The sequence below is a fragment of the Burkholderia sp. AU16741 genome, from assembly GCF_002223345.1.
Classification (GTDB): Bacteria; Pseudomonadota; Gammaproteobacteria; order Burkholderiales; family Burkholderiaceae; genus Burkholderia; species Burkholderia sola.
Genome location: NZ_NKEZ01000008.1, coordinates 652,868 through 671,683 on the forward strand (window position 1 = coordinate 652,868; position 18,816 = coordinate 671,683).

The 18,816-nt window shown below is 65.6% G+C and carries 18 protein-coding genes and 1 pseudogene; 10 read left to right on the forward strand and 9 right to left on the reverse strand.

Annotated features, from left to right (window positions below; all coding sequences use genetic code 11):
• Positions 1-44: 44 nt before the first annotated feature.
• Entirely contained in the window at positions 45-530 is a 486-nt protein-coding gene (locus CFB89_RS23430) for a LysM peptidoglycan-binding domain-containing protein (protein WP_256979749.1), read from the reverse strand.
• Between the two features lie 228 nt (positions 531-758).
• Complete coding sequence (locus CFB89_RS23435) at positions 759-1,667, reverse strand: LysR substrate-binding domain-containing protein (protein WP_089469944.1); 909 nt, start codon at positions 1,665-1,667, stop codon at positions 759-761.
• Between the two features lie 113 nt (positions 1,668-1,780).
• Between CFB89_RS23435 and CFB89_RS23440 the strand changes: the two genes are divergently transcribed.
• Positions 1,781-2,719 (forward strand): 2-hydroxyacid dehydrogenase, encoded by a 939-nt coding sequence (locus tag CFB89_RS23440; protein ID WP_089470586.1) that lies wholly within the window; start codon positions 1,781-1,783, stop codon positions 2,717-2,719.
• 64 nt (positions 2,720-2,783) lie between these two features.
• Positions 2,784-4,148 (forward strand): MFS transporter, encoded by a 1,365-nt coding sequence (locus CFB89_RS23445; protein WP_089469945.1) that lies wholly within the window; start codon positions 2,784-2,786, stop codon positions 4,146-4,148.
• Between the two features lie 27 nt (positions 4,149-4,175).
• On the opposite strand, the gene CFB89_RS23450 is transcribed toward CFB89_RS23445, so the two are convergent.
• On the reverse strand, positions 4,176-5,144 hold the full coding sequence (locus CFB89_RS23450; protein WP_089469946.1) for a LysR family transcriptional regulator: 969 nt from the start codon (positions 5,142-5,144) through the stop codon (positions 4,176-4,178).
• 360 nt (positions 5,145-5,504) lie between these two features.
• On the opposite strand from CFB89_RS23450, the gene CFB89_RS23455 reads away from it, so the two are divergent.
• From CFB89_RS23455 to CFB89_RS23470, 4 genes are all read left to right on the forward strand, one after another.
• Positions 5,505-6,677 (forward strand): HPP family protein, encoded by a 1,173-nt coding sequence (locus CFB89_RS23455; protein WP_089469947.1) that lies wholly within the window; start codon positions 5,505-5,507, stop codon positions 6,675-6,677.
• A 123-nt stretch (positions 6,678-6,800) separates the two neighbouring features.
• Positions 6,801-7,214, forward strand: a complete 414-nt coding sequence (locus CFB89_RS23460; protein ID WP_089469948.1) for a MarR family winged helix-turn-helix transcriptional regulator — start codon at positions 6,801-6,803, stop codon at positions 7,212-7,214.
• 14 nt (positions 7,215-7,228) lie between these two features.
• Complete coding sequence (locus tag CFB89_RS23465) at positions 7,229-9,016, forward strand: chloride channel protein (protein ID WP_089469949.1); 1,788 nt, start codon at positions 7,229-7,231, stop codon at positions 9,014-9,016.
• Between the two features lie 436 nt (positions 9,017-9,452).
• Positions 9,453-9,785 carry a hypothetical protein gene (locus CFB89_RS23470; RefSeq protein ID WP_171984430.1) on the forward strand — a complete coding sequence of 111 codons (333 nt, stop codon included), beginning with the start codon at positions 9,453-9,455 and terminating at the stop codon, positions 9,783-9,785.
• Between the two features lie 98 nt (positions 9,786-9,883).
• Here CFB89_RS23470 and CFB89_RS23475 read toward each other — a convergent pair whose 3' ends face one another.
• Positions 9,884-10,204, reverse strand: coding sequence for a pyrimidine/purine nucleoside phosphorylase (locus CFB89_RS23475; RefSeq protein ID WP_006478890.1), 321 nt, complete (start codon positions 10,202-10,204; stop codon positions 9,884-9,886).
• Positions 10,205-10,377: 173 nt separating this feature from the next.
• Positions 10,378-11,280 carry a LysR substrate-binding domain-containing protein gene (locus CFB89_RS23480; RefSeq protein WP_089469950.1) on the reverse strand — a complete coding sequence of 301 codons (903 nt, stop codon included), beginning with the start codon at positions 11,278-11,280 and terminating at the stop codon, positions 10,378-10,380.
• Positions 11,281-11,461: 181 nt separating this feature from the next.
• Here CFB89_RS23480 and CFB89_RS23485 point away from each other — a divergent pair, with 181 nt between their 5' ends.
• The 3 genes from CFB89_RS23485 (at position 11,462) to CFB89_RS23495 (ending at position 14,798) form a co-directional block, all read left to right on the forward strand.
• A complete protein-coding gene (locus tag CFB89_RS23485) occupies positions 11,462-12,646 on the forward strand; it encodes a M20 aminoacylase family protein (RefSeq protein WP_089469951.1) in 1,185 nt (394 codons plus the stop codon).
• 43 nt (positions 12,647-12,689) lie between these two features.
• On the forward strand, positions 12,690-14,015 hold the full coding sequence (locus CFB89_RS23490; protein WP_089469952.1) for an MFS transporter: 1,326 nt from the start codon (positions 12,690-12,692) through the stop codon (positions 14,013-14,015).
• A gap of 240 nt (positions 14,016-14,255) precedes the next feature.
• Complete coding sequence (locus CFB89_RS23495; protein ID WP_089469953.1) at positions 14,256-14,798, forward strand: cysteine hydrolase family protein; 543 nt, start codon at positions 14,256-14,258, stop codon at positions 14,796-14,798.
• Positions 14,799-14,981: 183 nt separating this feature from the next.
• Here the strand turns inward: CFB89_RS23495 and CFB89_RS23500 are convergent, their stop codons facing one another.
• The 3 genes and pseudogenes from CFB89_RS23500 to CFB89_RS23510 all read right to left on the reverse strand — a co-directional run.
• Positions 14,982-15,347, reverse strand: coding sequence for an AAA family ATPase (locus CFB89_RS23500; protein WP_256979750.1), 366 nt, complete (start codon positions 15,345-15,347; stop codon positions 14,982-14,984).
• A gap of 3 nt (positions 15,348-15,350) precedes the next feature.
• On the reverse strand, positions 15,351-15,848 hold the full coding sequence (locus tag CFB89_RS23505) for an NUDIX domain-containing protein (RefSeq protein WP_144030153.1): 498 nt from the start codon (positions 15,846-15,848) through the stop codon (positions 15,351-15,353).
• 295 nt (positions 15,849-16,143) lie between these two features.
• Positions 16,144-16,388, reverse strand: a pseudogene (locus tag CFB89_RS23510) (porin); the annotation flags it as partial.
• A 351-nt stretch (positions 16,389-16,739) separates the two neighbouring features.
• On the opposite strand from CFB89_RS23510, the gene tssF reads away from it, so the two are divergent.
• Entirely contained in the window at positions 16,740-18,536 is a 1,797-nt protein-coding gene (gene tssF, locus CFB89_RS23515) for a type VI secretion system baseplate subunit TssF (protein WP_144030154.1), read from the forward strand.
• A 2-nt stretch (positions 18,537-18,538) separates the two neighbouring features.
• Here tssF and CFB89_RS23520 read toward each other — a convergent pair whose 3' ends face one another.
• Positions 18,539-18,790 carry a PAAR domain-containing protein gene (locus CFB89_RS23520; protein ID WP_089469956.1) on the reverse strand — a complete coding sequence of 84 codons (252 nt, stop codon included), beginning with the start codon at positions 18,788-18,790 and terminating at the stop codon, positions 18,539-18,541.
• Positions 18,791-18,816 lie beyond the last annotated feature (26 nt).

The window sequence follows — 18,816 nt, forward strand, 5'->3', positions numbered from 1 at the left end:
TCGCTTCACTTTCCTCGCTTCACCTCTCCCGCCTCACGCCGCGGCTAGCGAACCGGAATCACCAGATGCTGGCCGGCCGGGATCAGGTTCGGGTTCGCGAGGTTGTTGCGGCGCTGGATCTCGCGATAGCGCTGGCCGCTGCCCAGCTTGCTCGCCGCGATCAGGGTCAGCGTATCGCCCGCCTTCACCACGTACGTATGCTCGCCGGATGCGGCCGAGGTCGTCATCGTCTGGTCGCCGACGAAGTACTTGCGCAGCAGGTCGAGATACCGCGGCGACTGCCTGAGCTTCGCGATCGCGGCGTTCAGGTAGATCAGCAGGTCCTGGTCGTCGGCGCGCACGTCGATCTTGTACGCGATGTTCGAGCCGTCGAGCTTGGTCACCGCGAACTTCAGATCCGTGCCCTTGATCGAGCTGACCGCGAACGCACGGCCGGTTTCCCGGTACGAAGTCGTAAAGGCCCATCGTTGTTCTTTTGCGTGTCGCGGGTGCAGGAACCGCGCGGCCGGCGCGTCCCGCTCCAAATGCACGGACGTATCCTGCGCCGAGCGGCATTCAGCGCCAAGCAGTCCACGTGGAACCCTTCGTCGGGCTGGCGACGCCGCTGTCGCCGCTCCATCCGACAGCGCCTTGCACGAGGTCAGCTTTTCGAATTGAAAGGATTCCTGCCTTCGATGCTCGCTCGGGATCGCTTGCCATCGCGGCAGCGCACGCCGCCCGATCGAAAGCTTGTGACGTCGCGCGCCCTTGTCATGCCGCTACGCCGACGCGCCGCCCTGCTCCTGCGCAAGAAACCGCTCGACCATCGCGTTGAACACCGGCAGCGCGGGATTGTCGTTGTCCGCGCGCCATGCGAGATACAACTCGGCCGCCACGTTGACGCCCGCCAGCGGCCGGAACACCACACCGTCCACGTGTAGCTCGCGCGCCGACGCCGGCACCAGCGCCGCGCCGAGCCCCGCGCGCACGAGGCCGAGGATCGTATGCGTCTGGCCGACGTAGTGCAGGTAGTTCGGCAGCCGCCCGGCGCTCGCGAACATCCCCGAAATCATGTCGTGGAAATACTTGCCCTCGTTCGGCGAATACGCGATGAACGGCTGCCGGTCGAGTTCGTCGGGGCCGATCTGCTCATAGGCGGCGAGCGGCGCGCCCTGCGCGACCGCGACGAGCATCGGTTCGCGCTGCACGAGCCGGTATTCGAGCGGCTGGCGCGCGGCGCGCTGGCGCACGAAACCGGCGTCGAGCATCCGCGACGCGAGCGCGTCGATCTGCACGGTCGACACCATCTCGCGCAATTCGACGTCGACGTCCGGCAATGCATGCGCGGCATGCGCGAGCAGCACCGGAATCATCCGGTACGCACTGACGGCCGTGAACCCGAGCGTGATGCGCCCGGCCCCGCCGTGCGCGACGCGCTGCGCGGCCTGCTCGGCCCGCGCGGAGAATTCGAGGATGTGCCGCGCGTCGCGCAGGAAGCGTTCGCCGGCCGCGGTGAGGCTGACCTGCCGGCTGCTGCGCTCGAGCAGTGCGATGCCGAGCGCGTGCTCGAGCAACTGGATTTGCCGGCTGAGCGGCGGCTGGGTCATGAACAGCCGCTTGGCCGCACGGCCGAAATGCAGCTCTTCGGCCACCGCGACGAAGCAGCGAAGCTGGTGCAGTTCAATCATTCAAATGTTGAATCAATCGATAGTCTTTTGATGTTAGACCGATATCGATGCGATTTCTATACTCGGTTCCACCTGATGCGCGGCCCGCGCCGCGCACGACGACCGAGACCTTCATGACCATCGACATCCTGCTGACGCAGCCGCTCCCCGACACCATCGACGCCGAACTGTCCGCCCGTTACACCGTGCATCGACTGTATGCGGCCGAGCAACCGGACGCGCTGCTCGATCGCGTGGCGCCGCGCATTCGCGGCGTCGTGACCGGCGGCGCGAACGGCCTGTCCGCCGCGCTGATGGACCGGCTCGCCGCGCTCGAGATCATCGCGATCAGCGGCATCGGCACCGACGCGGTCGATCTCGAGCGCGCGCGGGCGCGCGGCATCCACGTGACGACGACGCCCGACGTGCTGACCGACGACGTCGCCGACATGGCGCTCGGGCTGATCCTGATGACGCTGCGCGACCTCGGGGCCGGCGAGCGGATCGTGCGCGCCGGCCGCTGGGGCAAGACGGCCCAGCCGCTCGCGACGCAGGTCACGGGCAAGCGGCTCGGTATCGTCGGGCTCGGCCGCGTCGGGCGCGCGATCGCGCAGCGTGCGCAAGCGTTCCGGATGCCCGTCAGTTACTTCGGCCCGCGCGAGCATCGCGACAGCGGCTATCGCTTCGTGCCCGACCTTGCTGCGCTCGCACGCGACAGCGACGTGCTCGTGATCGCGGCGTCGGCCGATCACGGCAGCGTGCTGGTGACGGCGGACGTGCTCGCCGCGCTCGGTCCAACAGGATTCCTGATCAATGTCGCACGCGGCAAGCTGGTCGACGAAGCCGCGCTCGTGCGCGCGCTGGCCGACGGCACGATCGCCGGCGCCGGGCTCGACGTGTTCGCGAACGAACCGCACGTGCCGGCCGCGCTGCTCGAACTCGATCGCGTGGTCGTGCAGCCGCACCGCGCGAGCGCCACGCACGAGACGCGCGAGCAAATGGGCCGCATCGTGCTCGCGAACCTCGCCGCGTGCTTCGCGGGCCAGCGCCCGCCGACCAGTGTCACGCGCTGAGCGTGGCGCCGGCCTTCCGTTACGACACCCGATGCCTTCGCACGACGGAGGCCAGGAGACATGCATGTCCAATCGATCCAGCGGCGCTGCGCTCGCCGCATCGCCCGCCGCGTCTCGCACGATCGGCCGCGTCCGTTATGCGGTTCTCGCGCTGATTTTCGCGGTCACCGTCATCAATTATGCGGACCGCGCGACGATGTCGATCGCGGGCACCGGCGTCGCGCACGACCTGGGGCTCACGCCCGTGCAATTGGGGATCGTCTTTTCGGCGTTCGCGTGGGCCTATGCAATCGGCCAGATTCCGGGCGGCTGGCTGCTCGATCGCTTCGGCGCGCGGCGCGTGTACGGGCTGAGCCTGTTGCTGTGGTCGATATTCACGATGTTGCAGGGCACAGTCGGCACGTTCGCCGTGCAGGGCGCGGCCGCGACGCTCGCGCTGTTCGTGATGCGCTTCATGCTCGGCCTCGTCGAATCGCCTGCGTTCCCGGCCAATTCGCGGATCGTCGCCTGCTGGTTCCCGACGGCCGAACGCGGCACCGCATCCGCGCTGTTCAATTCCGCGCAATACATGGCCGTCGTGCTGTTCACGCCGGCGATGGCGTGGCTCACGCATGCGCTCGGCTGGGAGCACGTATTCCTGTGGATGGGGCTGCTCGGCATCGCGCTCGCCGCGCTGTGGTTCGCGTGGTATCGCGAACCGCACGGCCACCCGCGCATGACCGACGCGGAGCGCGACTACCTGCGCGCCCACGGCGCGCTCGTCGATCTCGAGGCGAACCGCGTGCGCGAACGGCCGCGCGCGTCGTGGCGCGACGTGTCGCAACTGTTCCGCCACCGGAACCTGTGGGCGATCTACGTCGGCCAGTACTGCATCACGGCGCTCACCTACTTCTTCATCACGTGGTTTCCGATCTACCTGATCAAGGGGCGCGGGATGACGATCATGGAAGCCGGCTGGGTCGCCGCGCTCCCGGCCATCTGCGGGTTCACGGGCGGCGTGCTCGGCGGCCTGCTGTCGGACTGGCTGATCCGGCGCGGCATGCATCCGTCGCGGGCGCGCAAGACGCCGTTCGTCGCGGGGATGGCGATGGCGACGCTGCTCGTGCTCGCGAACGGCGCAACGTCGAACACGGTCGTGATCGCGCTGATGACGATCGCGTTCTTCGGCAAGGGGCTCGCGGCGGTCGGCTGGGCCGTGCTCGCCGACACGGCGCCGGAAGGCATGGTCGGGCTGAGCGGCGGCGTCTTCAACGGTCTCGGCAACATCGCCGGGATCGTCACGCCGCTCGTGATCGGCTACTTCGTCGCCAGCACGGGTTCGTTCGCCGGCGCGCTGTGGTTCGTCGCCGCGCACGGGCTGATCGGCATTGTCGCGTACACGTGGCTCGCGGGCCGCTTCGAGCGGATCCGCATCGCGCCGGCCGCATGAACGCCGCGGCCACGCGCCGGCGCACCGTTATGCGCGCTGGCGGCCTGCCGGCGCGTGCTCGGTCGTCAGCCGGTCGAGTTCGCGCAGATCGTTCTCCAGCGCCGGCGTGAGCGTCGTGCGCAGGTGATCGAGGAACGTGCGGATCTTCGCATCGAGATAACGGCGCGTCGCGTAGACCGCATAGACGCTCACCGTCTGCAGCCGGTAGTCGGGCAGCACGCGGATCAAGCGCCCTTCGCGGAGATCGTCGAGCACCGTATACAGCGCCACGCACGCGATCCCGCGTCCGGCACGCACCGCGACGCACAGCGCATCCGGCACGTTGACCTGGAACGGCGCCGGCTGCAGCGCGTAGACGGCTTCCTCGCCGTCGCTGCGTTCGAGCCGCCATTCGCCGGCCGGCGACGCGGGCGTGTCGAGGCGCAGGCACACGTGGTTCGGCAGCTCGTCGGGCGTCTGCGGCGTGCCGTGCCGCGCCAGGTATTCGCGCGATGCAACGAGCACGCTGCAGCTCGTACCGCAGGTCTGCGCGACATAGCCGGAGTCGGGCAATTGCGATGCTGTGACGATCGACACGTCATAGCCCTCCTCGACCAGATTCGGCATCCGCTGCGCGAGCGTCAGCTCGACCGACACGTCGGGATTGTCCTCCTGGTAGCGCACGATCGACGACACGACGTGACTCTGCCCGAGCCCCGTCATCGCATGGATACGCATCTTGCCGCTCGGCCGCAGCAGCGCATTGCGCGCCTCCGCGTTCGCGTAGTCGAGTTCCGCGAGGATCGATTTCGCGCGCTCGAAATAGCGTTCGCCGCTTTCGGTCAGGCCGAGGTGGCGGGTCGTGCGATGCAGCAGACGCGTCTGTACGTGGGCTTCGAGGTTCGAGACGGCGCGCGACACCTGCGCGGTGGTCGCGTCGATTTCCTTCGCGACCGCAGTAAAACTGCCGGCTTCGACGACGCGCACGAACAGGCGCATGTTTTCGAGCATGTCCATTGAATTGGCTTGGGGAGAGTCGGTGGGGAGGCGTCGGCGGCGCTCGCGTCAGAGGGGCAACGGAACGCGGCCGCGAACCGCGTCGAATCGATCACCGTGCCGGGGAGAAGGCGGGAGAGCGGGCATCGAGGACGGGGTTCTGGCATGACGGGGGAATTGACTGCGCCGAATTGTACGCCGCTGCAGACAAATTTGCGCGCTCATGCGTGCCCAAGCTCCCGTCGGATGAAAGGATTTTGCAAGACTCGCGCGTCGCGCGCGCGCAACGCCATGACGTGGCGCGGCAATTTGTATCACAACACGATATAATTCCGCGCTTGTCACCGCGCCGCGGCACCGTCCTTTTACCGCTTATCCTCCATGTCGTCAGGCTCCTCCCCGTCGCGCCGCACGTTGCGGCAATGGCTGCACAGCTTCATTCCGCATCCGATGACCCTCGGCTGGCGCGAGCGCCTGCGCGCGTGCACCGGCGCGCTCGTGGGCATTGCGACGGTCGGCGTCACGATGCGGCTGCTGCCCGGCGTGCCGGGCCTCGTGCCGCTGCTCGTCGCGCCGATGGGTGCGTCGGCCGTGCTGCTGTTCGCGGTGCCGGCGAGCCCGCTCGCGCAGCCCTGGTCGATCGTCGGCGGCAATCTCGTCGCGGCGACCGTCGGCGTCGCGTGCGCGCAATGGATCGCCGATCCGATCACGGCCGCCGCGGTCGCGATCGCCTGCGCGATCGGCGGCATGTTCGCGCTGCGCTGCGTGCACCCGCCGTCGGGGGCCGTCGCGCTCACGGCCGTGGTCGGCGGCCCGGCGATCCATGCGCTCGGCTTCGGCTTCGTGCTGCAGCCGATCGCGCTTCAATCGGCGATCCTGCTGTCGGCCGCGCTCGTCTATCACGCGCTGACCGGGCACCGCTACCCGCACGGCGGCATGCGCCCCGAAACGAAACCGCAAGCCGGCGCCGCACCCGCGCGCGGCGGCTTCACGCGCGGCGACCTCGACGCGGTGCTGAAGCGCCGCGGCGAATGGCTCGACGTCGATCCAGACGATCTCGAAACGCTGCTGCGCGAAACCGAAATGCAGGCTTATACGCGCACGTTCGGCCAGTTGAAGTGCGCGGACCTGATGACGAAGCATGCGATCGAAGTCGCGCCATCGACGTCGGTCACGGCCGCGCTCACGCTGCTCGACCGCCATCGCGTGAAGGCGCTGCCCGTGGTGGACGGCGAAGGCCGCCTGACCGGCATCGTCACGCGCGCCGACCTCACGCGACAGTTGCGCCGTCCAATCCCGCTGTGGCAGCGCCTGTCCGCGCGGCTGCCGCAAGCGTTCGGCGGCCAGCCTGCGAGCGTCGCGTCCGTGATGACGCGCGACGTCGCGTCGGTGCCGGAAACGATGCCGATCACGGCGCTCGTGCCGCTGTTCACGCATTCGGGCCACCACCATATTCCCGTGGTCGATGCATCGCGCCGGCTCGTCGGCATCATCACGCAGACGGATCTCGTCACCGGCCTTTATCAGCAGACCAAAATGCTGGAAGCCGCGTAGCGCGCATCACGCCATGTAGCCACCTTCTGAACGAGAAATACAACATTTTAGCCATATTTCGGACATTTATATCACATAATGATATATTTATACGCACCGTAACCGACTGCCCGAACGACCTCGATGACCGATACCCGACGCGCCCTGACGAAAAGCGATTTCCAGCAACTGTCCGAGTTCCGCTACCAGATGCGCCGCTTCGAGCGCTTCTCCGAACGCGCCGCGCAAAGCGAAGGCGTGACGCCGCTGCAATACCTGCTGCTGCTGCACATCAAGGGTTATCCGCATCGCGAATGGGCGACCATCGGCGAGCTCGCGGAACGCCTGCAGGCGCAGCACCACGGCGTCGTGGCGCTGGTGACGCGCTGCGAAACGCTCGGACTCGTGAAGCGCAAGCCGAGCGAAGCCGACCGCCGCCAGGTCGAAGTCCACCTCGAGCCGGCCGGCGAAACGCTGCTTGCCCGTCTCGCAGCCATGCATCGTGCCGAGCTGAAGTCGCTCAAGGGCACGTTCCTGGTTCCCCAGATCGATTATTGACCCTTGCCTCGCCGATGAACGCACCCCACAAACGCGATTTCTCGACCAACGAACGCCTGCCCAGGATCGCGTTGCTTGCCGCCGGGATCGGCCTGCTCAGCACGCTCGCCGCGTTCGTGCTGTTGAGCCTGATCCGCCTGTTCACGAACCTGTTCTTCTTCCAGCAACTGTCGTTCGCCGACCATTCGCCCGCGAACAACACGCTCGGCGCCTGGGTGATCGCGGTCCCGGTGATCGGCGGGCTGATCGTGGGCCTGATGGCGCGTTTCGGTTCGGAGAAGATCCGCGGCCACGGCATTCCCGAGGCGATCGAGGCGATCCTGTTCGGCAAGAGCCGCATGTCGCCGAAGGTCGCGATCCTCAAGCCGCTGTCGTCCGGCGTCGTGATCGGCAGCGGCGGCCCGTTCGGCGCCGAAGGCCCGATCATCATGACGGGCGGCGCGCTCGGCTCGCTGATCGCGCAATGCGTGCACGTGACCGCCGCCGAGCGCAAGACGCTGCTCGTCGCCGGTGCGGCCGCCGGCATGACGGCCGTGTTCGGCACGCCGGTGGCCGCCGTGCTGCTCGCGGTCGAACTGCTGCTGTTCGAATGGCGTCCGCGCAGTTTCCTGCCGGTCGCGCTCGCGTGCGCGGTGGCGGGCTTCGCACGCGCGGTGTTCTTCGGCGTCGGTCCGCTGTTTCCGCTGACCACGGCCGCGCCGACGTCCGTCGCACTGCTGTCGTGCCTCGTCGCGGGCCTGCTGTCGGGCATGCTCGCGTGCGGCCTGTCGGCGGCGCTCTACCGCGTCGAGGACGCGTTCGCGAAGCTGCCCGTGCACTGGATGTGGTGGCCGGCGCTCGGCGCGATCGTGATCGGCGTCGGCGGCTGGCTCGAGCCGCGCGCACTCGGCGTCGGCTACGACGTGATCGGCGACCTGCTGCACCAGCACATCGCGCTGAAGATCGCGCTCGCGCTGCTGATCGTGAAGGCCGTGATGTGGGTGATCGCGCTCGGCTCGGGCACCTCGGGCGGTGTACTCGCCCCGCTGCTGATGCTCGGCGCCGGCCTCGGCACCGTGCTGTCGCCGGTGTTGCCGGGCGGCGACCCGGCGCTGTGGCCGCTCGTATGCATGGCCGCGACGCTCGGTGCGACGCTCGGCGCCCCGCTCACCGCGATCGTGTTCGCGTTCGGCCTCACGCACGACGCCAACGCGCTGCTGCCGCTGCTCGCGGCGACGCTCGTCGCGCACGGCTTCGCGACCATCGTGATGAAACGCTCGATCATGACGGAAAAAATCGCACGTCGCGGCTATCACATCTATCGCGAATACGGCGTCGATCCGCTCGAACGGCATGACATCGGCGAAGTGATGACGTCGGCCGATCAGCTCGTCACGATCGACGGCGCAGCGACGCTCGATACCGTCGAAGCGCAATACTTCGGCGCGAAGCAAACGCACCGCGCATATCCGGTCGTGCAGCACGGCCGCCTGCTCGGCCTCGTCGATCGCGCGACGCTCGATGCGCAGCGCGCGCAGGCCGGCGCCGATACGCCGATCTCGGACGCGTTCGCCAACCGCGCACCGACCATCGCGCTGGTGCACGAAACGTGCCGCGTCGTCGCGTCGCGCCTCGCGATGCTCGGCCTTGAACGCCTGCCGGTGGTTGCCGACGAGCAATCGCTGCGCATCACGGGCATCGTGTCTCGCAGCGACCTGATCAAGCCGGCGCTCCAGCACTTCGACGACGAACAGAAGCGCGAGCGTTTCCGTCCGGTCGTCCCGGTCAACCTGCGCGACGTCGGCTCGCGCAAGGCCGGCTGATACGGCCCGCATGCGCGGCGTTCGCCCGGCCGCGCATCGTGTCCCCGTCGTCTTCCGCCGTTTGAAGTTGGTTAACAATGCGGCAGACGAAAGTTTGTCATCATCGTGCTCATGCGACGGGGCCATCCATCAGCCATTCCACTTCGTCATCAGATAAAGAGTCGCGGCGCGGGATGCATCGACATCCCGCATGCCGCGGCCGTCACTTCACCACACCACGATCGGGCAGCGCGCGGGACCCGGCCATGCATGACGTCGAGCCGTACACGACGCATGCCGCGCCGCAGCAACGGGCGCAGCATCCGAGCCGCCATTTGGCAAGCGCGTTAACAACTTGTTTCGGAATGGTCGGAACCGTGCTTGCAGGATGGAATCTCACTTGCACGCAGCATTGCTGCGCATCCCACTCAATCAATCACGACTCGAGGGAGATAACGTGAACGTGAAATACTTACCGCTCATCGCATTGACCGTGGCAATTTCTGCTCATGCCGCCGAACCGGCCGTGCAGAACGTGGGACAAAGCCAGAAAGACGCCCCGGAAGTCTCCGCGTGCATCGCCAAGACCTGGGCCGACAAGTCGCAACAACAGGTGATCTCGCAGAACGTGCTGGCCAACGGCCTCGCGACCGACGTGTACGCACCGGGCCAGCAGCCGCCGAACGGCGCCGCCGCGATGGTTCGCCCTTCGTGGAAGCCGGGTGCGAAAACGTGGGTCGGCGTGCGCGGCGATGCAGCGTCCGCCGGCGACATCAACGCCTGCCTGTAACGATGTAACGAGAACAGGCGCTTCGGATGGCCTTGCGCCGTCCGCTTGCGACCAGCCCCGCTTCGGCGGGGCTTTTTCTTTGCCGCGCGGGAAGCGCGTTACAGGTAGCTGCAGACGTAATCGAGCGTCTCGAGCACTTCGATGTCGAAGCGGCTCTTGCCCGGCACCGAGAACGATTCGCCGGCGCCGTAGGTCTGCCATTCGCTGCTGCCGTCGAGCTTCACGCGGCACTTGCCGGCCTGCACTTCCATCAATTCGGGCGCATCCGTGCCGAAGTTGAGCGCGCACGGCAGAATCACGCCGAGCGTCTTGCGCGTGCCGTCCGGGAAGAGCACGGTATGCGACACGCACTTGCCGTCGAAATAGACGTTCGCGCGCTTGACGACCGATACGTTGTCGAATTGGGTTGCACTGGTCATGGGATGCCTCTGATTGCTGGATGCCGGATGGCGGTGTGGTTGGAGGCCGGCCGGAGCGGCGGGCCGGCCGCTATGATACCGGCTCGCGCAAGGGGCGCCCGAATGGCCCGCGGCCGGCCCATGCCCGCCTCATGGTCGTCAGGATCACTACGTGATCCACGCGGGGCGCATGCTCACCTTAATCCCTTGCGTCGCGCGGAGTCGCGCAGGCAATCGAGCAGCATCGCCGCGGCCGGCGTCAGCGGGCTGTCGCGGCGCGTGACGACTTGCACCGATACGCCCGGCAAGCGCTCGCGGATCGGCAACACCGCGAGCTGAGCGCGCGCCCACTCGCCTTGCAGCAGTTGCTCGGGCATCGACGCGATCAGGTCGCACCCGGTCATCAGGCTGTGCGCGAGACCGAAGCTCGGGCATTCGACGACACGCGCCGGCACCGGCAGCCCATACGCGACGAACGAGTTGAACAGCACCTGCGTGGAGCTTTCCGGCGACGGATTCATCAGCCAGTCGGCCTCGACGAGATCGGCAAGCGAGGTGGCCGACGCGAGCGGATGCCCTTTGCGGGCGACGATCAGCGAGCGGCTCGCGTAAAGCTCCGCATGATCGAACTCGGCCGCCAGCAGCTCCGGCACGACGACGGCCACCGCGAAATCGAGCGAACCGTCGTGCAGGCGCGGCAGCGCGACGCCCGGAAATCCTTCGATCAGATTGACGCGCGCGACCGGAAAGCGACGCCGGAACGCACGAAACGCGTCGGGCAGGATCGTCACCGCCGCCGCCGGCGTGATCGCCGCCGCGACGGAGCCCGTCATCGCGCCCTGCGCCTGCTCGATGTCGTCGCGGGCGCGCTGCATTTCGGCGACGATCAGCCGCGCGCGCACCTGCAGTTGCTGGCCGAACGCGGTGAGTTGCACGCCGCGCGCGGTGCGTACGACGAGCGATACGCCGAGCGCGATCTCCAGCTCCTTGACCGCCTTCGTCAGCGCGGCCGGCGATACGTTCAGGCGCCGCGCGGCCGCGCGAATGCTCCCTTCCTCCGCGGCGGTGACGAACGCTTTCAGCTGATGGTATTTCATGGGGCAATGCGTGATCCGTGGAAACTCTCTGCGCCGCGCCGTGCAGTGGTTCAGGGTATTCCCGAGCGGCAACCGACGGTGTGCACCAAAGCAATTTAGCAGCTTCTGGTACGCAAAAGAAATTTATATGCTTGGTCGTCACATGCGCGTCAAACGCCCCACCAGCCCCACTGGAGAGACCATGCTGCAAGCCGTGAACCCCGTCATCCCCGGCATCGCCGCGATCGCCCCCGAGCTCGTCGAGGTGCGCCGCCGCATCCACGCCCACCCCGAGCTTGCATTCGAAGAGACGCTCACGAGCGACCTTGTCGCCGAACTGCTGGCCGGCTGGGGCTACGACGTGCATCGTGGCATCGGCAAGACGGGGGTGGTGGGCGTGCTGCGCGAAGGGCAAGGCGCGCGCACCGTCGGCCTGCGCGCCGACATGGACGCGCTGCCGCTCACGGAAACCACCGGCCTGCCGTACGCAAGCCGCCATGCGAACAAGATGCATGCATGCGGCCACGACGGCCACACCGCGATGCTGCTGTGCGCGGCGCGCCACCTCGCGGCCACGCGCCGGTTCTCCGGCACGCTGAACCTGATCTTCCAGCCGGCCGAGGAAAACTTCGGCGGCGCGAAGGCGATGATGGACGACGGCCTGTTCGACCGTTTCCCGTGCGACGCGATCTTCGCGATCCACAACATGCCGGGCCGCGCGGCAGGCGACATGGCGTTCCGCACCGGCGCCGCGATGGCGTCGGCCGACCGCGTGACGATCACGCTGCGCGGCGTCGGCGGCCACGGCGCGATGCCGCATTTCGCGCGCGATCCGATGTCGGCCGCGGGCAGCATCATGGTCGCGCTGCAGACGATCGTCGCGCGCGAAGTCGATGCGCAGCATGCGGCCGTGATCACCGTCGGCAGCGTGCAGGCCGGCGAGACGTTCAACATCATCCCCGAAACCGTCGTGATGAAACTGTCGGTGCGCGCACTGAACGCCGACGTGCGCGCGTTGCTCGCGCGCCGCATCGAAGCGCTCGCGAAGGGCCAGGCGGAGAGCTTCGGCGTCACCGCCGAGGTCGATTACGACTACGGCTATCCGGTGCTCGTCAATCACGCGGAACCGACCGCGTTCGCGGCCGACATCGCGCGCCAGATGCTCGGCGCGGAACGCGTCGAAACCGACTCCGCGCCGCTGATGGGCAGCGAGGATTTCGCGTTCATGCTCGAGGCGCGCCCCGGCTGCTACGCGTTCATCGGCAACGGGATCGGCAGCAAGGGCGGCTGCATGGTGCACAACCCCGGCTACGACTTCAACGACGACATCCTCGCGATCGGCGCGAGCTACTGGGTCCGCGTCGCCGAAGCCTGGCTCGCGGCCTGACGGCCCTTCACCACGCAGTTTCGTGCTTACCCGGGGAAACCCCATGGAAACGTCCGCCCTTCCGTTCGCCGGCACGCCGGTCGATGCCCGCGCCGCCGCGAAGAAACGCCGGCTGATCGCGGCCGCCGCCGTCGGCAACGCGCTCGAGTTCTACGACTTCACGGTCTACAGCTTCTTCGCGATCCTGATCGGCAAGCTGTTCTTTCCCGTGCATTCGTCGTTCGGACAACTGATGCTCGCGGTCGCGAGCTTCGGTGTCGGCTTCGTCACGCGTCCGCTCGGCGGGCTCGTGATCGGCATGTACGCGGACCGCGCCGGCCGCAAGAAGGCGATGATCCTCACGCTGCTGCTGATGGCGCTCGGCACCGCGACGATCGCGGTCGCGCCGACCTTCGCGCAGATCGGCATCGCCGCGCCGCTGCTGCTCGTGCTCGCGCGGCTGCTGCAAGGGTTTGCGTCGGGCGGCGAAGTCGGCGCATCGACGACGTTGCTGCTCGAACAGGCGCCGCAGCATCGGCGCGGTTTCTATGCGTCGTTCCAGTTCTCGAGCCAGGGGCTCGCCGCGCTCGCGGGCGCGCTCACCGGCGTCGCGCTGACGTCGACGCTGAGCGCCGCGCAACTCGAAAGCTGGGGCTGGCGTGTGCCGTTCATCATCGGCACGCTGTTCGTGCCGCTCGGCTACTGGCTGCGCCGCACCGTCGAGGAAGTCCCGGCGGCGGCGCCCTCGCCCGCCGCCGCGCACGACGAACCGGTTGCGTCGCTGCCGCTCGCCGACGTGCTGCGCCATCACGGCAAGGCCGTGTTCGCGGGCCTCGGCGTGACGATCGGCGGCACGTCGATCCACTACATCATCGTGTTCTACATGGCGATCTACGGCGTGCAGGTGCTGCACCTGCCGACGTGGCTCTCGATGACGGCCGGCTGCGTCGCCGGCGCGATCCTGATGCTCGTGACGCCGATCGGCGGCCATCTGTCCGACGTGTACGGGCGCAACCGGATCGTCTGGTGGACGCGCATCGTGTTGATGGCCTCGATCTACCCGGCGTTCATCGCGCTGAACCGCTGGCCGGGCGCCGTGTCGCTGCTGTCGATCATCGCCGCACTGTCGATCGTGCATGCGATCAACATCGGTGCGACGGGGGCAATGCTCGGCGAGTTGTTTCCGCGGGCGGTGCGTGCGACGGGCGGTGCGCTGGTGTACAGCGTCGGCGTCGCGATCTTCGGCGGCTTCGCGCAGTTCTTCGTCACGTGGCTGATCGCGGCGACCGGGAATCCGAATGCGCCTGCGTGGTATGCGATCGGATGTGGTGTGTTCACGCTGCTCGCGATTCGTTGCATGGACGAGAAGGCCGGGAAGGCGCTGGATTGAGCGGTGGAGGATGCGCGGCACGTGAAGCGCCATTGACGTCGCGCGCGCGCATCGGGCATCATTGATCAATGCACGACGCCACGATCACCCTTTCGACCACCACGCGCACGACCGCCTTCGGCGGGCCCGTGCGGCGAGTGCGCGCAAGATCGTAGCGTCACCGATTCCCACAGGCCCCGCCGGTTTCCGGACGGGGTCTTTTCGTTTCTCCGTCCGCATCGGCCACTCAGGAGAAACGCCATGTCCGAAGTCCCTTCCCCGAAACGCGCACTGCTCGTGATCGACATGCAGGTCGGGCTGTTCCACGGCCCCGATCGCCCGTATGACGGCGAACGCGTGCTGGCCAACATCAACCGGCTGATTTGTCGGGCGCATGAAGCCGGCGCGCCGGTATTCGCCGTGCGTCACACCGGTCCGGCCGGCTCGCCGATTGCGCCCGACGCGCCGCTGGCCGCGCTGCTGCCGGCGCTTGCGATCGATGCCGCTCGCGATATCGTGTTCGACAAGACTCGCCCGAGTTGCTTCGCGGGCACGCGGCTCGCGGAGTGGCTGCATGCGGCTGGTATTGGCGAGATCGTGATAGCGGGGATGAAGACGCAGTACTGCGTCGATACGACGTGCCGTGCGGCCGGCGATCTCGGCTTTCGCGCGGTGCTCGTGGCCGATGCGCATACTTGCATGGATACGCCCGCGCTGGCCGCCGAGCGGATCGTCGCGCATCACAATGCGACGCTTGGCGGACCGTTTGCGGTGCTGACGACGACCGAGGCGTTCGTGTTCTGACGCACGGCGCCGATCGATCGCGATGGACCAGCGCAGGCCTGCAATAGCGTCAGCAGAGACCTGCCATACGTATTGCTTCAATGCTCGATGATGTGTCGCGGACTGAAACGACCTTCATCGAAGGCACTGCGTCCGCGGACAGAAAATCGCTGAGCCGCTTATCGAAGCGGAACGAAAACTTGATCAATTCGATGGTGTTCCGAAGGTCTCCCTAGGTAACTTTCCGGTCACCATCGCCCCGATGAAGCGCTTGATCAGGCGTATCACGCGCACACGGAACGGGACTTCGACCTTCAAGATCAGTGAACACTCGGCAAGCAGCGGATACATTCGCTTATCGTACGCGCCTTCGACGAACCAGCCGGCTTCGGCGATGATCGTCGCGATAGCGTCAGCCATCGCCTGATCCGAATTCTTCACGTACTGTTCACCGCTCTTGTCCCAATAGACGTTGTCGAATTCATACGCGTCAGTATCGAACCTCCGAGCCAACTGCCGGGCGATAGTCGTTTTCCCCGCACCCGACGGGCCTACGATGCAAACCTTCATGTTTCAGTCTCTGTTCAACCGCTCATGTTGATGCTCGCGCATGAAGTGTTTCAGCATGGGCAAGAAGAAATCGTGCCCACCGATCAGCGTGAATTCCGCTCCAAAAAGTGGAACCCACTGGAAGCTGAATTCAATGGGTTCACCACCGGAACCTGGATCGCTCTCGAAATGCGCCCAATGCGCCTTCATTGCAATGGCGTCGCTCACCATGACATGCACGACATGTCGGTGTTGAATCTCGCTTCTTCCGAATTTCTGCATCGAATAGAAGTAACCGCCGAGAACGCGCACGACTTGAGCGTCGCCGATACCACTTTCCTCGCGAAGCTCGCGTAGTGCGGCGGCTGTTGGCACTTCGCCGTGGTTCATCGTGCCGGCAACCACTTGCCTCCCGGCTTCCGGGAACTTCGGTTGGGTAAACGTGAGCAATCTATCCCGCCACGTAAGATAGACCATTACCTTGTTGTTGATTTGCACGATAGTGTTTTCAGCCAAAACCACTTCTATCCTCCGGGACAGCCAAGCCGTCGCAGAATTTTCAGCCCATAAACGTCAGAAAATGTGAATCCCTCCAGCGCACGTTATCGGTAGCACGACGCGTAACGCCAGCTATAAGACTCGCGGCGAAAAGATGAACAAGCGATGCGCGGGAGCCATATAGCGGCCTGCAGCAGGCCCGGCGCACTTCAATCTGCGCGCCGGCGCTGATGTGGACGTCACAATGATCCGGCAAAGCCGCAAACGCAACAAGGCAGGGGCTGCCCTCGCCCGTGCCTTGCGTGCACTGCGCCTACACTCAGAACGTAGGCATCATCCCCACGCCCGTCTGAGACTCGCCCGTCATCGGGCTCGTACCCCACGTCGCGCCACGCGGCGTCGCGACCAGCGAGAAATTCGAATTGCCGCCGTTGCGCACGTACGCAACAGTCCCGTACAGAAACGTGCGCTCCGACAGGTTGTACGTCGTGCGAGCACGTACATCATCGCGTGCCCCGACGGATCGTACGACGCATCGCCACCGTCGCCCACCTTCGCGTAGTACCTCCGTCTGACCGCTCATCACCTGGAGATCTTGTCCCGCGTCGGCGGCTGCCGTCACGGCTTTATCTCGACGAGCCGCCCCTCGAAGTTCACATTGCGAAACATATTCGCGCCGAAATTGAAGAAACGGCGGCTGAAACCAAAACCCATCAATATCGGTTACTGAATATCAATTGCATGCGAACTTGAGCGGCTTTTCCCGCCGTCATGCAGTTGCCGTAATCGCATCAGACTCATGTTTTGGCGTCGGACTGTTGGGCTGCGGGAACGCGGAGAATGAAGATTCCACTACGATGACCGTTGGACAATACGACGCACGTCGTGACCTGCAGAGGCCTTACGACGTTGGATATGCACGACAAGCTGCGCGGCTACTATGAACAGGAACTGACGAAGCTGGAGGATCAGTTCGCAACCTTCTCCAACGAGTATCCACGAATCGCCGCCCGCCTGAACTTTACAGGCGGACAGGCGGAAGACCCACACGTCCAGCGGATGATGCAGGCGTTCGCGTTGATTGCAGCCGAAATCCGAGCCGACCTGGACGACGGCGCACCGAAGTTCACCGAAGCGCTGCTTCATGTCTTGCACCCGCACTACTTGCGACCGTTCCCGGCATGTTCGATCGCTCGCTTCGATCCGATCAAGGAATTACCGGGCAAGCCGGTCGTCTTGCCGCGTGGCATGGAGCTCACGTCGCGCGGCGGGGAAGTTCGCTTTCGAACCGCTTATGACGTAACGCTTGCGCCGCTCCACATCGCAAACGCTCGATTCTCGCGCAGCACCGTCGCACCGGCACAAGTCGCCTTGCCGCCGAACACAACCTGCTTCATTTCCATCACGATTGAGTCGACGGTCGCCGCCTCGCCTCTCGGCGCGGTTTCGCCCGACACGCTGCGCGTCCATTTCGCTGGGGAACGCCAGACAGTCGTCGCGCTGCTGGATACGGTCCTGCTGCGCGTCCGGGGCGCATATGTGGAAGCGGACGACAGCGGGCGGTGGATGCCAATTGCGGGGATACCGGTCACACCGATCGGGTTCGGTCCTGACGATATGCTGCTGCCACCACCCCAAACCTCGCCGCTGATTCAGCCGCTGCTCGAATACGTCGGATTTCCGGACAAGTTCGATTTTGTCGACATTCATTTGCGCCGATGTCTTGAACCCGTCCAAATGAACCGCGCGCGGCGCGTAACACTGCACCTGGCGATTGGAGGCGTGCACGTGGATTCGCGCGTCGCACAAGCGCTCACCCCGCTATCGGCGGACAACATCGGATTGTTCTGTACGCCAATCGTGAACCTGTTCAAGCATATGGGCGTCAAGTCGTCGCGCGGCGAAATTGTCGCCGATTATCCCCTCGTGCCGAAACCGAACCGGCCAGACATACGCGGCATCTATTCGGTTGATGCGGTTAGCGATCCGTCAGACGGGACCACTATTCCGCCGCTGAATGCATGGGGAGTCGGGGCTGGCGAACGGTTCTGGATCACGCGCCACGATCCCTACGCGGCAATCCATCACCCCGGACGTGAAACGTCGCTCGTACTGCTCCGCGCGGACGGGACAGCGGTGGTGAAAACACCGCTGCAATTGAGTGCCGACCTCACCTGCACGAATCGCGACTGGCCTTCGCGGATGCGGATCGGCTCTCTCAAGGGCGATCTGAAAAACGAAAATGATCGAGTGCCTTGCACGATTGCGCTGCTGAAACAGCCGACGCTGACTTATAGCGCGTCCCGTGAGTCGAAAGCGCAGTGGCGCGTGCTCGCGCTGACGACAGCCAACTTGACGCAGTTGACACGCGAGGGGTGGCCGGATTTTGTGGAATTCATGCGCCAGCTTGCGCCGAACGATCGACGCGCCGAACACGTCGCGGCGATTTCGTTCGTCAAAAGAAACGTCGTTGAGCGACTACTGGCGATCAAGCCGCATTCGGTCTTCGTGAGAGGCTTCGAAATTGTGGTGACGGCGGACGAGAATGCGTTCATTGAAAACAGCATGGGCGCGCTGATCCTTCAGCTGGACCTATACTTGTCGCGGTATGCACCAGCCAACGGCTTTACGCAGCTTGTCGTGCTGTCGAAGAACGACGGCTCCGTGATCGTTCGTTGCCCGGTGCGACCGGGCCTCGCGCCGCTGTTGTAGCGTTACACCAGGCTTGAAATCAGGTGACAACCGCATGTAGCGCGATGGCCGTGTCGCGCTATCGGAATGCCGTCGTCCTTCATCGATTCGTCACCTTCCTCGATGATGTTCGGCGACACGTCGGGGTGCTGTGGACACGATACGCGGTCGCCTTTGCGTGCGACGTAGCGGCCATCGAATTTCATGGTCGATGAGCCCGTTTCGACTTTGCCGCCGTGGTCGGTAGCATCACCAATTCTAATCAAATTAATCACTCGAATTCCTCCAACTGGCTGCCACC

Excerpts from the sequence above, each read along its gene's own strand:
- CFB89_RS23435 (WP_089469944.1), bottom strand. The coding sequence starts at position 1,667 with ATGATTGAACTGCACCAGCTTCGCTGCTTCGTCGCGGTGGCCGAAGAG.
- CFB89_RS23440 (WP_089470586.1), top strand. The coding sequence starts at position 1,781 with ATGACCATCGACATCCTGCTGACGCAGCCGCTCCCCGACACCATCGAC.
- CFB89_RS23445 (WP_089469945.1), top strand. The coding sequence starts at position 2,784 with ATGTCCAATCGATCCAGCGGCGCTGCGCTCGCCGCATCGCCCGCCGCG.
- CFB89_RS23450 (WP_089469946.1), bottom strand. The coding sequence starts at position 5,144 with ATGGACATGCTCGAAAACATGCGCCTGTTCGTGCGCGTCGTCGAAGCC.
- CFB89_RS23455 (WP_089469947.1), top strand. The coding sequence starts at position 5,505 with ATGTCGTCAGGCTCCTCCCCGTCGCGCCGCACGTTGCGGCAATGGCTG.
- CFB89_RS23460 (WP_089469948.1), top strand. The coding sequence starts at position 6,801 with ATGACCGATACCCGACGCGCCCTGACGAAAAGCGATTTCCAGCAACTG.
- CFB89_RS23465 (WP_089469949.1), top strand. The coding sequence starts at position 7,229 with ATGAACGCACCCCACAAACGCGATTTCTCGACCAACGAACGCCTGCCC.
- CFB89_RS23475 (WP_006478890.1), bottom strand. The coding sequence starts at position 10,204 with ATGACCAGTGCAACCCAATTCGACAACGTATCGGTCGTCAAGCGCGCG.
- CFB89_RS23480 (WP_089469950.1), bottom strand. The coding sequence starts at position 11,280 with ATGAAATACCATCAGCTGAAAGCGTTCGTCACCGCCGCGGAGGAAGGG.
- CFB89_RS23485 (WP_089469951.1), top strand. The coding sequence starts at position 11,462 with ATGCTGCAAGCCGTGAACCCCGTCATCCCCGGCATCGCCGCGATCGCC.
- CFB89_RS23490 (WP_089469952.1), top strand. The coding sequence starts at position 12,690 with ATGGAAACGTCCGCCCTTCCGTTCGCCGGCACGCCGGTCGATGCCCGC.
- CFB89_RS23495 (WP_089469953.1), top strand. The coding sequence starts at position 14,256 with ATGTCCGAAGTCCCTTCCCCGAAACGCGCACTGCTCGTGATCGACATG.
- CFB89_RS23500 (WP_256979750.1), bottom strand. The coding sequence starts at position 15,347 with ATGAAGGTTTGCATCGTAGGCCCGTCGGGTGCGGGGAAAACGACTATC.
- tssF (WP_144030154.1), top strand. The coding sequence starts at position 16,740 with ATGCACGACAAGCTGCGCGGCTACTATGAACAGGAACTGACGAAGCTG.